The organism is Streptomyces sp. NPDC088254 (genome assembly GCF_044740925.1).
GTDB lineage: Bacteria > Actinomycetota > Actinomycetes > Streptomycetales > Streptomycetaceae > Streptomyces.
Genome location: NZ_JBIURQ010000011.1, coordinates 30,364 through 42,792 on the forward strand (window position 1 = coordinate 30,364; position 12,429 = coordinate 42,792).

The 12,429-nt window shown below is 73.2% G+C and carries 12 protein-coding genes and 1 pseudogene; 7 read left to right on the plus strand and 6 right to left on the minus strand.

What is annotated here, in order from left to right; translation table 11 throughout:
* Positions 1-139 precede the first annotated feature (139 nt).
* Together ACIOC0_RS29255 and ACIOC0_RS29260 are read left to right on the plus strand one after the other, a co-directional pair.
* A pseudogene (locus ACIOC0_RS29255) lies at positions 140-436 on the plus strand (ornithine decarboxylase); the annotation flags it as partial.
* A gap of 350 nt (positions 437-786) precedes the next feature.
* Entirely contained in the window at positions 787-1,242 is a 456-nt protein-coding gene (locus tag ACIOC0_RS29260) for a cyclic nucleotide-binding domain-containing protein (protein ID WP_402158751.1), read from the plus strand.
* Between the two features lie 26 nt (positions 1,243-1,268).
* Here the strand turns inward: ACIOC0_RS29260 and ACIOC0_RS29265 are convergent, their stop codons facing one another.
* Positions 1,269-1,886 (minus strand): LysE/ArgO family amino acid transporter, encoded by a 618-nt coding sequence (locus tag ACIOC0_RS29265; RefSeq protein WP_402158752.1) that lies wholly within the window; start codon positions 1,884-1,886, stop codon positions 1,269-1,271.
* Between the two features lie 69 nt (positions 1,887-1,955).
* Here ACIOC0_RS29265 and ACIOC0_RS29270 point away from each other — a divergent pair, with 69 nt between their 5' ends.
* From ACIOC0_RS29270 to ACIOC0_RS29280, 3 genes are all read left to right on the plus strand, one after another.
* Positions 1,956-2,855, plus strand: a complete 900-nt coding sequence (locus ACIOC0_RS29270) for a LysR family transcriptional regulator ArgP (protein WP_402159062.1) — start codon at positions 1,956-1,958, stop codon at positions 2,853-2,855.
* Between the two features lie 90 nt (positions 2,856-2,945).
* Positions 2,946-4,163 (plus strand): saccharopine dehydrogenase family protein, encoded by a 1,218-nt coding sequence (locus ACIOC0_RS29275; protein ID WP_402158753.1) that lies wholly within the window; start codon positions 2,946-2,948, stop codon positions 4,161-4,163.
* Positions 4,164-4,267: 104 nt separating this feature from the next.
* Positions 4,268-4,519, plus strand: a complete 252-nt coding sequence (locus tag ACIOC0_RS29280) for a WhiB family transcriptional regulator (RefSeq protein ID WP_402158754.1) — start codon at positions 4,268-4,270, stop codon at positions 4,517-4,519.
* A gap of 35 nt (positions 4,520-4,554) precedes the next feature.
* Here the strand turns inward: ACIOC0_RS29280 and ACIOC0_RS29285 are convergent, their stop codons facing one another.
* From ACIOC0_RS29285 to ACIOC0_RS29295, 3 genes are all read right to left on the minus strand, one after another.
* Positions 4,555-6,357, minus strand: a complete 1,803-nt coding sequence (locus ACIOC0_RS29285; protein ID WP_402159063.1) for a sensor histidine kinase — start codon at positions 6,355-6,357, stop codon at positions 4,555-4,557.
* A gap of 101 nt (positions 6,358-6,458) precedes the next feature.
* On the minus strand, positions 6,459-7,157 hold the full coding sequence (locus tag ACIOC0_RS29290) for a response regulator (RefSeq protein WP_402158755.1): 699 nt from the start codon (positions 7,155-7,157) through the stop codon (positions 6,459-6,461).
* A gap of 137 nt (positions 7,158-7,294) precedes the next feature.
* Positions 7,295-8,704, minus strand: coding sequence for a M1 family metallopeptidase (locus ACIOC0_RS29295; RefSeq protein ID WP_402158756.1), 1,410 nt, complete (start codon positions 8,702-8,704; stop codon positions 7,295-7,297).
* Between the two features lie 164 nt (positions 8,705-8,868).
* On the opposite strand from ACIOC0_RS29295, the gene ACIOC0_RS29300 reads away from it, so the two are divergent.
* Entirely contained in the window at positions 8,869-9,216 is a 348-nt protein-coding gene (locus tag ACIOC0_RS29300) for a DUF488 domain-containing protein (protein WP_402158757.1), read from the plus strand.
* A gap of 57 nt (positions 9,217-9,273) precedes the next feature.
* Here the strand turns inward: ACIOC0_RS29300 and ACIOC0_RS29305 are convergent, their stop codons facing one another.
* Positions 9,274-10,947, minus strand: coding sequence for an FAD-binding dehydrogenase (locus ACIOC0_RS29305; protein ID WP_402158758.1), 1,674 nt, complete (start codon positions 10,945-10,947; stop codon positions 9,274-9,276).
* Positions 10,948-11,008: 61 nt separating this feature from the next.
* The gene (locus tag ACIOC0_RS29310; RefSeq protein ID WP_402158759.1) at positions 11,009-11,659 is read right to left on the minus strand and encodes a TetR/AcrR family transcriptional regulator; all 651 of its coding nucleotides are present in this window, start codon (positions 11,657-11,659) and stop codon (positions 11,009-11,011) included.
* Between the two features lie 131 nt (positions 11,660-11,790).
* Between ACIOC0_RS29310 and ACIOC0_RS29315 the strand changes: the two genes are divergently transcribed.
* Positions 11,791-12,417: an alpha-ketoglutarate-dependent dioxygenase AlkB gene (locus ACIOC0_RS29315; protein ID WP_402158760.1), complete on the plus strand. Its 627-nt coding sequence runs from the start codon at positions 11,791-11,793 to the stop codon at positions 12,415-12,417.
* Positions 12,418-12,429: the final 12 nt, after the last annotated feature.

Genomic DNA, 12,429 nt, shown 5'->3' on the forward strand with positions numbered 1-12,429 from the left:
GTGCCGATTGAGGGGTGGGCACGCGGGAACACCCGGTCGGCATGGCAGCCGAACACACCCGAGCACCCGTTCTGGAAGCCCTCGCCGCCTACCACCGCCAGGGGCGGCTGGCGTTCTCACCTCCCGGTCGCGAACAGGCGCGCGGCGGATGGAGGTGCCGGGCGCGGAGGGGCTGCGCATGGCGCGGGGGCTGCTGCCGCGGGACGCGTTCTTCGGCCCGGCCGAGCAGGTGCCGGGTGTCGAAGGCGGGCGGCCGGGTCGCCGCCGAGATGATCACCCCGTATCCGCCCGGCATCCCGCGGTGCTGCCCGGCGAGCGGCTGACCGAGCCGGTGCTGCGACACCTGACCAGCGGTCTTGAGGCGGGCATGAACCTGCCCGACGCGACGGACCCGAAGCTCGAGACGATCCGCGTCGTGACCCGCGAGGCGGAGTGAGACGCGCCGTCCGTGGGTAAGGGGTGTGAGACGCCGCGAAGTGAAACGGGTCACGCGACCGGGTTCGGGCTTGCGCTGACCGCCCCGAGATGGTTTACGGTTCATACATACGTGGTTCGCGAGGTCGGGCACACTCCCCCGCGGACCACCCCTTGATCGGCCCTGGCTGGCTTCCCCCGTCCAGCCAGGGCTTTTCCTTGCCCGCAGCCGGAAAGTCCGGTCCGCCGAGGTGCTCCCCGCACGTGTACGGGCTGAAATGGTCAGTAGGGAAAGCCGGTCACCCCGGTGCACCCGGTACACCCGGAAGGCCCGGAGCGGCCGGGCCCATCGCCGGCGAGGAGTCCCCCGAGATGACCAAAGCGACGAAACTGCTGTCGGCCCTGCCCCCTCCCCAGCGCCAGCGCCTGATGACCCTCGCGCGGGAGGTGTCCTTCCGAGAGGACTCCCGGATCTTCGAGGCGGGGGGCAGGGCCGACCGGTTCTGGATCATCCGCTCCGGCGCGGTCTCGCTCGACCAGCAGGTGACGACCGTGCAGCGGGTCGTCGTCGCCACCCTCGGCGCAGGCGATCTGCTCGGCTGGTCCTGGCTCTTCCCGCCGTACCACTGGGACTTCGGCGCGGAGGCCTTCAGCCGCGTGCGCGCCTACGAGTTCGAGGCGCAGCCGGTGCTCACACTGTGCGAGGAGGACCCGGCGCTCGGCCTGTCCCTGGTGCGCATCGTGGCCGAGATCCTCGCCCACCGACTGGAGACGACCCGGGTCAAGCTGCTGGAGCAGTACGGCATGCATCGGCGCCGGGTCATCTGACCGCGCTGCTCGAGGGTTTCGCCGGCTCAGGCGCCCGCGAGGAGCATGGCGCCGAGGCCGAGCATGGTGACGGCGACGAGTCCGTCCAGGACGCGCCAGGCGGCGGGCCGGGCCAGGAAGCGGCCGAGCAGCCGGGCGCCGAAGCCCAGCGCGGCGAACCAGCACAGGCTGGCCAGCGCGGCGCCGAGACCGAAGGTCCAGCGCAGCGGGCCGCGGTCGGCGGCGACGGTGCCGAGCAGGAAGACGGTGTCGAGGTAGACGTGCGGGTTGAGCCAGGTCATCGCGAGGCAGGTGAGCACGGCCCGCCGGCGTGAGCCGGCCGCGTCCCCCTCCGTATGCAGGGCGTCGCCGCCCGGCTTCAGCACCCTGCGCGCGGCGAGGACCCCGTAGCAGAGCAGGAACGCGCCGCCCGCCCAGCCGACCACCTTCAGTGCGCTCGGCCAGGCCACCACCAGCGCCCCCACCCCGGCCACGCCGAGGGTGATGAGCAGGGCGTCGGACAGGGCGCAGATGCCGACGACGGCCAGGACGGCGTCACGGCGGACGCCTTGGCGGAGGACGAAGGCGTTCTGGGCGCCGATCGCGACGATGAGGGACAGGCCGGTGCCGAAGCCGGCGGCCGCGGCGGTGAGAGCGGGGGTCATGGCGTCCACGCTAGGGATCCCCACATCACAGGTACAGCTAAAGATCCTTACGTATCATTAGCGATCGTGATGATGGATCTGCCGTTGGACCAGGTAAGGACGCTGCTCGCGGTGGTCGACGAGGGAACGTTCGACGCGGCCGCCGCCGCGCTGCACGTGACGCCGTCGGCGGTCAGTCAGCGGGTGAAGGCGCTGGAGCAGCGCACCGGCCGGGTGTTGCTGCTGCGCACCAAGCCGGTGCGGGCGACGGAGTCCGGGGAGATCGTGGTGCGGTTCGCCCGCCAGCTGGCGCGCCTGGAACGCGACACGCGCTCCGAGCTGGGCCTGAGCGGGGACGGGGAGCCGACCCGGGTGTCGATCGCGGTGAACGCGGACTCCCTGGCCACGTGGTTCCTGCCGGCCCTGGCCAAGGTCCCTCAGGAGCCGCCGCTCGCCTTCGAACTGCATCGCGAGGACGAGACGCGTACGGCGGAGCTGCTGCGCAAGGGGCTGGTGATGGCGGCTGTGACCTCCTCCCCCGACGCGGTGGCGGGCTGCTCGGTGCGGGCGCTGGGCAGGATGCGCTACATCGCGGCGGCGCGACCGGAGTTCGCCGCGCGTCACCTGGACGGCGTACCGCTGGCCGAGGGGCTGGCCCGGGCGCCCGTGGTGACCCTCGACCGCAGCGACGAGCTTCAGGACACGTTCGTACGACGGCTGCGGCGCGGCCGGGGCGGCGCGGGGCCCCTCCGGCACGCCGTGCCGACCTCGGAGGGCTTCGTGGACGCGGTGGCGGCGGGACTCGGCTGGGGACTGGTGCCCGAGGCGCAGGCGGGCTCGCTGCTGGAGTCCGGGCGGCTGACGCCGCTCGCGCCGGGGCGCTTCCTGGACGTTCCGCTGTACTGGCAGCAGTGGAAGCTGGATTCCCCCGCGCTGGCGGCGGTGGCGCAGGCGGTGACCGCGACGGCGGCGGACGCGCTGCGGAGCTGAGCGGGGCGCCGCCGGCCGGGGCGTGCGGCGGCCGGAGTTCTCGGCTCACCGGGTTGTGGAGATGTCGACTTCTCGGTAGGAGTGCTTGTCATGCGTGTACTGCTCGTGGGCGCCGGCGGTGTGGGCACGGCGATCACCCGGATCGCGGCCCGCCGTCCGTTCTTCGAGGCGATGGTGGTCGCCGACTACGACCGCGACCGCGCCACCGCCGCGGTCGCCGCGCTCGACGGCGACGCGCGCTTCTCAGCGGAACGCGTCGACGCCGGCGACGAGGACGCGGTGGCCGCGCTGCTCGCCGGTCACCGCTGCGACGTGCTGCTCAACGCCACCGACCCGAGGTTCGTGATGCCCCTGTTCCAGGCGGCGCGCACGGCAGGCGCCGCCTATGTGGACATGGCCATGTCCCTGTCGCACCCGCATCCCGAGCGCCCGTACGGGGAGTGCGGGGTCAAGCTCGGCGACGCCCAGTTCGCACGGGCCGCCGAGTGGGAGCGGGACGGCGCGCTGGCGCTGGTGGGCATGGGCGTGGAGCCCGGCCTGTCGGACGTCTTCGCCCGGTACGCCGCCGACGAACTCTTCGACGACATCGAGGAGATCGGCATCCGCGACGGCGCGAACCTCACCGTCGAGGGGTTCGACTTCGCGCCCTCGTTCAGCATCTGGACGACGATCGAGGAGTGCCTGAACCCCCCGGTGGTCTACGAGGCCGACCGCGGCTGGTTCACCACCGAACCGTTCAGCGAACCCGAGGTGTTCGACTTCCCGGAGGGCATCGGTCCCGTCGAGTGCGTGAACGTGGAGCACGAGGAGGTGCTGCTCGTGCCGCGCTGGGTGGACGCCCGCCGGGTCACCTTCAAGTACGGCTTGGGGCAGGAGTTCATCGACACGCTGAAGACCCTGCACCGGCTGGGGTTGGACCGCACCGCCCCGGTGACCGTGCCGAGCGTGCGCGGGCCGGTGCCGGTCTCCCCGCGTGACGTCGTCGCCGCGTGTCTGCCCGACCCGGCGACGCTGGGCGGGCGCATGCGCGGCAAGACGTGCGCGGGCACCTGGGTGCGGGGGACGAAGGACGGCGCGCCGCGCGAGGTGTACCTGTACCACGTGGTCGACAACCAGTGGTCGATGACGGAGTACGGCAGTCAGGCCGTGGTGTGGCAGACCGCCGTGAACCCCGTCGTCGCCCTCGAACTGCTCGCCTCCGGCGTCTGGTCGGGTGCGGGCGTCCTGGGCCCCGAGGCGTTCCCCGCCCGGCCCTTCCTGGACCTGCTGACGGCGTACGGCTCGCCGTGGGGCATGCGGGAGCAGTGACCCGCGCTTCGCGCGGATGTTGTTTCACGGCCGCCGGGCCGGTCACCCGATCCGGGAGCAACTCTTCCGGAAACGCACACGACTTTGATCGCAGGTGACTTTCCATGGACGACTGGCGACAGCACGCCGAGTGCCGCCGCGAGGACCCCGACCTCTTCTTCCCGATCGGCACCACGGGCCCGGCACTGCTGCAGACGGAACAGGCCAAGGCGGTCTGCCGACGTTGCCCGGTGCGAGAACCGTGCCTGGAATGGGCGATGGAGACCGACCAGACCCTCGGCGTCTGGGGCGGCACGAGCGAGAACGAACGACGCGCTCTCAAGCGTCGTCTCCGCGCCCGGCAACGAAGCTCCTGACCCCGCGACACGCCGGGCCCCGGGCCGACCGCGTCTTATTCGTCGCGGGGTGCCGCCGCCGCGGGCAGGCGCAGGGTGAAGACGCTGCCGTCGCCCGGTGTGCTCGCGGCTTCGGCCGATCCCCCGTGAGCGTCCGTCAGCTGGCGGACGATGGGCAGGCCGAGCCCGCTGCCGCCGGTGCGCCGGCTGCGTGACTTCTCCGCGCGCCAGAACCGCTCGAAGACGTGCGGCAGGTCCTCCGGCGCGATGCCGGCGCCGGTGTCGGCGACTTCGAGGACGACCTGGTCGCCGTCGCGCCGCCCGGTGAGGGTGACCGTGCCGTCGGGCGGAGTGTGGCGTACCGCGTTGGTGACGAGGTTGCCGAGCGCCTGCCGCAGCCGCACCGGGTCGGCGTCCAGCCACCCGGCCCCACCGCTCTCCGCCCCCGTCCGCAGGGTGACGCCCGCCGCCTCGGCGGCGACCCGGTGGGCGGCGGCGACCTGGGCGAGCAGTTCGTCGACGGCGACGGGCTCCCGGTGCAGCCGCAGGGTGCCCGCGTCGGCCGCGGCGAGGTCGCGCAGGTCGTCGATGACGCGCTGGAGGACGAGGGCCTCGTCGTGCAGCGCCCCGAGCAGTTCGGAGTCGGGCTCGACGAGGCCGTCGCGGGTGACCTCCAGCCAGCCGCGGATGTTGGTGAGCGGGCTGCGCAGTTCGTGCGCGACATCGCTGACCAGTGCCTTGCGCTGGGCTTCCAGGCGTTCGCGGCGTTCGGCGAGGTCGTTGAAGGCCTCGGCGAGGATGCCGGTCTCGTCCCGTGTGGTGACGGGGACCCGGACATGCCGGTCGGGCGGCTGCTGGGCTGCCTCGGTGAGGGCGCGCAGGGGCCGCACCAGCCGGGTGGCGACGACGGCGGTCACGGCGACGGTGACCGCGAGGACCAGCCCGGCCGCGCCCACGACCTTCGCCTTGTTCGCCGGGGACATGTTCCAGCGGGGTCCGGCGGCGCTGTCACCGCCGCCCAGGAACAGTTCGGCGACCGGGGCGACGTAGGGGTCGAGTTGGGCGCGGCGGGCCTGCCCCAGACAGCTCTGGGCCGCGCGCACCGCGGCGGCCTCGCCCTTCATGACCAGACCGGGCCCGGGCCCCGGGGTCCGGGGTGTGCCGCCGGTGAGGGCGGGGGCGAGGAACAACTGCCTGCCGAACGCGGGCTCCTCGCGGACAAGACACTGCTCGACCTGGCGCTGGAGCGCCGTCAGCGCCTTCTCCTCCGTGCGGGTCAGTGAGTCGTAGAGCCCTGCAGTGCATCGCTCGGGCACGTACTCGGGCGCGGTGCCGTCGGTCGCGGTGAGGACCGTACGGCCGGACGGGGTGCGCGTGAGGACGGTGTCGATGCCGTGGCCGGTGAAGCAGCCCTGGAGTTCGCCGGCCAGGGCGTCGACTCGCGCGCGTTCCTCGGAGGTGAGCCGGTAGGGGCCGACCACCCGCGGGTCGGTCCCGCTGAGCTGCGCGCCCGGTTCGCTGTAGGTGTCGGTGCGCAGTGGGTCGACGGTGGCGGCGGCGCGCGGCGGCAGGGAGGCGCCGGGCGGGGCGGAGTCGGCGATCGGCGTGCGGTCGGTGGTGGTCAGGGCGATCCGGCGGCCGGTGCGCGCGGAGAGGTCGCGCACGGTGGCCCGTACGCCTGTCCAGTCGGGGTGGGTGGCCGCGTAGCCGCTGAGCCGGGCGAGGATGTCCATGTCGTCGGCGAGTGCCTGGCCCTGTTCCTCGCGCAGCGCGCGGGTGGTGGTGGCCACCGCCAGCCAGGCCGTCGCCGCGACCGAGCACACGGCGATGAGCTGGGACGCGATCAGCAGCCGGACCAGCAGACGCTTGCGCAGAGGTATCCGGGCGCGGCGGGTACGGGAAGGGCCGCCGCCGCCGGCGTCGGCTGCGGCCTCGGCGCCGGACGGGTCGCGCCGCCGCTTCACGCACGGCCGCCGCTGAGTTTGTAGCCGACGCCGAAGACGGTGAGCAGCCGGACGGGTCTGCGCGGGTCGGCCTCTATCTTGCGGCGCAGGTTCATGATGTGCACGTCGACGGCCCGTTCGGTGGAGGAGCGGTCGAAGCCCCGGGTGCACTGGAGCAACTGCCGCCGGGAGAAGACCCGTTCGGGTTCGCCGGCGAGGGCGAGGAGGATCTGGAACTCGGCGGGCGTGCAGTCCACGGGTTCGCCGTCGCAGCGCACCTCGTGCCGCTCCGGGTCGACGGCGATGCCCGCGGCCCGTACGACGGGGGCCTCGCGGCGGCCGTCGGCGGTCCGTCCGCTGCGGCGCAGGACCGTGCGGATGCGGGCCATCAGTTCGCGCGGGCTGTACGGCTTGGTCATGTAGTCGTCGGCGCCGAGTTCCAGGCCGAGCAGGACGTCCTCCTCGGCGGCGCGGGCGGTGAGCATCAGCACCGGGATGTCGTCGCTCCGGCGCAGCACCCGGCAGACGCCGAAGCCGTCGATGACCGGCAGCATCAGATCCAGCACGACGAGGTCGGGGCTCTCGCGCCGCACCGCGTCCAGGGCGGCGGAGCCGTCGTGGACGACGGTGGCGGTGTGGCCCTCGGCGAGCAGGGAGCGGCGGATGAGCTCGGCCTGCATGGCGTCGTCCTCGGCGACCAGTACATGTGCGCACACGCGGCGGTGTCCCTCTCAGGTCGACGGTTCTCGGTTCAGCGGGCCGGCCGAGCCCGCCCTCGAACCGCCGGCCGGGGTGTGCGGTGCGTCGTCCTGGGGTCGAGGGTGGCCGCGAGATATGAGGAACCGGTGAGTTTCTAGCGGGAGTTCGTCCGGATGTTCGGCTTGCCGGGAGCGTACAGCCAGGTGTGCAAGATGCCGCTGAGTTCCTTGCCCGACACCCGCTCCGCGAGGCGTTCGAACTGGGCGGTGGTGCCGTGGCCGTGGCGGTGCCGGTCCGCCCAGGCACGCAGGACGCGGAAGAACGCGCGGTCGCCGACGGCGGTGCGCAGGGCGTGCAGGGCCATGGCGCCGCGCGCGTAGACGGGGGTGTCGAAGATGTTCCGGCCGTCGCCGGGGTCGCCGGGCGGGAACGTCCACAGGTCGTCGTTCGCCGGGGTGGCGTACAGGGCGTCGAAGGAGGCCTGGGCGCTCTTCCCGCCGTGCTGCTCGGCGTAGAGCCATTCCGCGTAACTGGCGAAGCCCTCGTTGAGCCAGATGTCCTTCCATGAGGTGAGGGAGACGGAGTCCCCGAACCACTGGTGGGCGCTCTCGTGGACGAGGGTGGCGATGTCGGGCGCGCGGTCGTACACGGGCCGGGTCTGGGTCTCGAGCGCGTACCCGGCCTGGGGGGCGCGGTCCACGATCGCGCCGGCGGCGCGGAACGGGTAGCGGCCGAACAGTTTGCTCTCCCAGTCCAGGACGGACGGGAGTTGCCGGAGGACCGGTGCGGAGGCGGTGGCCTCGCGGGGGTCGACGGCGTTGTAGACCTTCACGCCGTCGCGGGTGGTGAACTGCTGGACCTGGAACTTCCCGATGGTGGCGGTGGCGAGGTAGGCGGCCATGGGTTCCGTCTGCCGCCAGCGGAACGTCGTCCGGCCGTGCGCGGTGCGCTTGCCGAGGAGGACGCCGTTGGCGACCGCGGTGCGGCCCTCGGGGACGGTGAGCGTGAAGTCGTACGACGCCTTGTCCTTGGGGTGGTTGTCGGCCGGGAACCAGGTCATGGCGCCCTGGGGTTCGCCGGCGACGAACGCGCCGTCGTCGGTGGGGATCCAGCCGTCGAGGGAGCCGTCGGGGTCGGTGACCGGTCCGGGAACGCCGGAGTAGGTGACGGTGACGCGGAACCGTTCGCCGGCGCGCAGGGCGCGGCGCGGGGTGACGACGAGTTCCTGGCCGTCGCGCCGGTGCCGGGCCCTGGTCCGGTCGACGGTCAGGCCGGTGACCTTCAGCCCGCGCAGGTCGAGGTCGAAGCGGGTGAGGCGCTGGGTGGCGCGGGCGGTGAGGACGGCTCTGCCTTCGAGGCGCCGGCTGCCGGGGTCGTAGCTCAGGGTGAGGTCGTAGTGGTCGACGTGGTAGCCGCCGTTGCCGGCGAGCGGGAAGTAGGGGTCGCCGACGCCGGGCGCGCCCACGCCGCCGGCCGCGAGGGCCGGGTCGGCCGCGGCGAGCAGCGCGGTCACTGCGAGGGGTACGGCCGCCAGAAGGGCGGGGCGTCTGCGGGGGTGGATCACGTGCGCTCCTTGGGGGTGGCGTGTGAGCAAACGTGCTCAGACTAGGCACCCGTCGGGTCCGTTTCCCCCTTCAACAGGTCAAGTTCGGCCGCGTCGCCAGCCGTGCGGAGTCGTTCGCGGCAGTACGCTCCCGGCACGGTCCCCGTCGACGAAAGGCCTCGCCCGTGAGCGTCCGCGTGCGTCGCGTCTACGACCCGCCCGAGCCGGACGACGGCGTCCGCGTCCTGGTCGACCGGCTGTGGCCGCGCGGCGTCTCCAAGGACGCGGCGCGGGTGGACGAGTGGCCCAAGGGCATGACCCCGTCGACGGAGCTGCGCCGCTGGTATCACGCGGGCGAGGGCTCCTACGAGGAGTTCGCCCGCCGCTACGAGGCGGAGCTGGCCACCCCGGAGGCGGCCGGGCTCCTCTCTCACGTACGCGAGTTGGCGGGCGCGGGACCGGTGACGCTGCTGACGGCGGCGAAGGAGCCGGACCGCAGCCACGCCGCCGTCCTGGTCCGCCTTCTGGGCTGAGGCCCGCGGCCGTCGCCGCGTGGCCGGCCCGGGAGGCGCGTTCTCTCCCTGGCGTCCTCAGCCCGTCTGGGCCGCCGCCGCCCGGCCCGCCGCGCGGCCGGAGAAGAGGCAGCCTCCGAGGAAGGTGCCCTCCAGGGCGTTGTAGCCGTGCACGCCTCCGCCGCCGAAGCCGGCGACCTCGCCCGCCGCGTAGAGGCCCTCGATCGGCCGGCCGTCGGCGCCCAGGGCGCGCGAGTCCAGGTCGGTCTGGATGCCGCCGAGCGTCTTGCGGGTGAGGACGTGCAGCTTGACCGCGATGAGCGGTCCGGCCTCGGGGTCGAGAACGCGGTGCGGGGTGGCGACCCGGCCGAGGCGGTCGCCGATGTAGCGGCGGGCGTTGCGGATGCCCTGCACCTGGGCGTCCTTGGTGTAGGGATTGGCGATCTGGAGGTCGCGGGCGCGGATCTGGCGGCGCAGGTCGTCGGCGTCGATGAGCGCCTTGTCCGTGAGGGCGTTCATCTTCTCCACGAGCCGGTCCAGGGTGTCGGCGACGACGAAGTCCGCGCCCTGGTCGACGAAGGCCTGCACCGGGCCGGGCGCCCCCTTGCCGAGGACGCGGTCGCGCAGGAACGCCTTGCGGTCCTTGGCGGTGATGTCGGGGTTCTGCTCGGAGCCGGAGAGCGCGAACTCCTTCTCGATGATCTTGCGGGTGAGGACGAACCAGGAGTGGTCGTGGCCCGCGAGGTCGGCGGCGGTGCGCAGGTGCCGGAGCGTGCCGAGGGTGTCGTAGCCGGGCAGGCAGGGGTCCGGCAGCCGACGGCCGAGGGCGTCGAACCACAGGGAGGACGGGCCGGGCAGGATGCGGATGCCGTGGCCCGGCCAGATCGGGTTCCAGTTCTGCAGGCCCTCGGTGTAGTGCCACATGCGGTCGCGGTTGACCAGGCGTACGCCGGCCTCGGCGCTGATGTCGAGCATGCGGCCGTCGACGTAGGCGGGCACGCCGGTGACCATCTCGGCGGGCGGGGCGCCCAGGCGCTCGGGCCAGTGGCGGCGGACCATCTCGTGGTTGGCGCCGATGCCGCCGCTGGTGACGACGACGGCCTGGGCGGTCAGCTCGAACTCGCCGATCGCGTCCCGGTTGGAGGCGACGCCGCGTGGCGAGTCGTCGGGCGCGAGGACCGTGCCGCGCACGCCGCGGGCGGCGCCGTCGGACAGGACCAGTTCGTCGACGCGGTGGCGGTGGTGGAAGGTCAGCAGCCCGTCCCCGGCGGCCTGCCTGGCGTGGTGGACGAACGGCTCGACCACGCCGGTGCCGGTGCCCCAGGCGATGTGGAAGCGGGGCACGGAGTTGCCGTGTCCGTCGGCGCGCAGGTCGCCGCGCTCGGCCCAGCCGACGGTGGGCAGGAAGCTGATGCCGTGTCCGGCCAGCCAGGACCGCTTCTCCCCCGCCGCGAACTCGACGTAGGCGCGCGCCCAGCGCACCGCCCAGGAGTCCTCGTCGTCGGTGCGGTCGAACTGCGCGCTGCCCTGCCAGTCGTTCCAGGCGAGGTCGAGGGAGTCCTTGACGCCGAGACGCCGCTGCTCCGGCGAGTCGACGAGGAACAGGCCGCCGAAGGACCAGAACGCCTGGCCTCCGAGGTTGGCGGCGTTCTCCTGGTCGACCAGGGCGACCCGTCGGCCTCTGCTGGTGAGTTCGTGCGCCGCTACGAGGCCTGCGAGGCCCGCTCCGACGACGATGACGTCCGCGTCCATGGCGACCGTTGCCCTTCTCTGTTGGTGGGGAGCCGTTGGTGGGGAGCCGTTCTTTCCCCGGTCATCGCGGGGTGCCGCTGCCGTCGGTCAGCAGCGCGGTGAGCAGTTGCTTGAGCCAGGCGCGGGCGCCGTCGACGTCCTTGTCCAGCAGCAGTTGGGTGGTGACCCCGTCGTACGCGGCGACCACCGCGTGGGCGGCCGAGTCGGCGTCGCCGAGCACGGCGGGCAGCGCGGCGCGGCCGCGGGCCCGGGCGAGCCGGTCGGCGACGGCTTCGCGCAGCCGGGAGCGGTGTTCCAGCAGGGTCTGCGCCACGGAGGGGTCGCGGGCGGCGTGGACCAGGAAGTCGGTCTTCACCAGGAGCCAGTCGAGGTCGAGGAGGAGCACCTCGGTGACGCGGTCCACGGAGGCGGGCACGTCGAGGTCGGGTCCGTCGCCGGCGAGGGCGTCGGCGACCTGGCGGGCGATCAGGTCCGCGCGCTGCCGGTACAGCGCGAAGAACAGTTCGTCCAGGCTGGCGAAGTTGGAGTAGAAGGCGCCCCGGCTGTAGCCCGCGGCCTCGCAGACCTCCTCGATGGAGACCCGTCCGAAGCCCTTCGCGGCGAACACCCGGAAGGCCGCGTCGAGCAGGTTGGCGCGGGTGCGCACCCGGCGCCTGGTGACACGCCCGGCCGCCGGCTCCGCCGGGTGCTGCGCCGCCTGCTCCGCCGCCATGGTGTCGGACCTCCGTTCGATACGCGAATGTATCGGATACACCGGCGTATCGAAAAGACCTTCGAGCAATACGCCCGGCCGAGGGATCTCGCGATGGAACATATTTTCGATTCAGGAGTACGCTGGACGCCATGAGCAGGCACCTTCAGGGCTCCCTCTTCGACCAGACCGACGAGCTGCGCCTCGGCTCCCTGGACGGGATCCGCCGGACGGCGCTGGACACAGGCGCCTGGATCGACGTGCTGCCGGGCTGGCTCGCCGGCTCGGACGCGCTGTTCGAACAGCTGGCCGCCGACGTGCCCTGGCGGGCCGAGCGCCGGCACATGTACGACCAGGTGGTGGACGTCCCCCGGCTGCTCGCCTTCTACGGGCCGGACGACCCGCTCCCCCACCCCGTGCTGGACGAGGCCCGCGCCGCGCTGAACGCCCACTACGCCGAGGAGCTGGGCGAGCCCTTCGTCACCGCCGGCCTGTGCCACTACCGCGACGGCCGGGACAGCGTCGCCTGGCACGGCGACCGCATCGGCCGGGGGTCGCGCGAGGACACCATGGTCGCGATCCTCTCCGTCGGCTCGCCCCGCGATCTGCTGCTGCGCCCCGTGCGCGGCGGCGAGACCGTACGACGGCCGCTCGGGCACGGAGACCTGATCGTCATGGGCGGCTCCTGCCAGCGGACCTGGGAACACAGCATCCCCAAATCCACCCGCGCCACGGGCCCCCGCATCAGCATCCAGTTCCGCCCGCGCGGCGTCCGCTAGCTCCGCCGGGGT

Excerpts from the sequence above, each read along its gene's own strand:
- ACIOC0_RS29260 (WP_402158751.1), top strand. The coding sequence starts at position 787 with ATGACCAAAGCGACGAAACTGCTGTCGGCCCTGCCCCCTCCCCAGCGC.
- ACIOC0_RS29265 (WP_402158752.1), bottom strand. The coding sequence starts at position 1,886 with ATGACCCCCGCTCTCACCGCCGCGGCCGCCGGCTTCGGCACCGGCCTG.
- ACIOC0_RS29270 (WP_402159062.1), top strand. The coding sequence starts at position 1,956 with ATGATGGATCTGCCGTTGGACCAGGTAAGGACGCTGCTCGCGGTGGTC.
- ACIOC0_RS29275 (WP_402158753.1), top strand. The coding sequence starts at position 2,946 with ATGCGTGTACTGCTCGTGGGCGCCGGCGGTGTGGGCACGGCGATCACC.
- ACIOC0_RS29280 (WP_402158754.1), top strand. The coding sequence starts at position 4,268 with ATGGACGACTGGCGACAGCACGCCGAGTGCCGCCGCGAGGACCCCGAC.
- ACIOC0_RS29305 (WP_402158758.1), bottom strand. The coding sequence starts at position 10,947 with ATGGACGCGGACGTCATCGTCGTCGGAGCGGGCCTCGCAGGCCTCGTA.
- ACIOC0_RS29310 (WP_402158759.1), bottom strand. The coding sequence starts at position 11,659 with ATGGCGGCGGAGCAGGCGGCGCAGCACCCGGCGGAGCCGGCGGCCGGG.
- ACIOC0_RS29315 (WP_402158760.1), top strand. The coding sequence starts at position 11,791 with ATGAGCAGGCACCTTCAGGGCTCCCTCTTCGACCAGACCGACGAGCTG.